At 62.8% G+C, this 395-nt stretch carries 1 protein-coding gene; it reads left to right on the plus strand.

Features of this window, described 5'->3' with window-relative positions; all coding sequences use genetic code 11:
• Positions 1-395, plus strand: a 395-nt coding sequence (locus F475_RS27250; RefSeq protein WP_218281491.1) for a VCBS domain-containing protein, incomplete at both ends; no start/stop codon positions are given.

Consider the following 395-nt stretch of genomic DNA (forward strand, 5'->3'; position numbering starts at 1 on the left):
GGCACCGATGGCGTCGCCAGTGCCGTGCAATCACTGAAGGCCGGCGAGAGCCATAACGAAGTGTTCACCATCCAGGTCAGCGATGGCCTCGGCGGGGTCGACACCCAGCAGGTGACCGTGACCGTCACCGGCAGCAATGATGCACCCGTACTCAGTTTCGCCAGCGGCAATGATGTGGGCGCCGTGCAGGAAGACACCACCCTCAGTGTCAGTGGCCAGTTCAATTCAAGCGACATCGATCATGCGGCCACCGCGACCTGGAGCATTGCCGGGTCCAATACCGGCACTTATGGCTCGATCGCCGTCGACAGCAGCGGCCAATGGACTTACACCCTGGCCAACGGCACCGATGGCGTCGCCAGTGCCGTGCAATCGTTGCAGGCCGGCGAGAGTCA

The organism is Pseudomonas sp. URMO17WK12:I6, assembly GCF_003253625.1.
Classification (GTDB): Bacteria; Pseudomonadota; Gammaproteobacteria; order Pseudomonadales; family Pseudomonadaceae; genus Aquipseudomonas.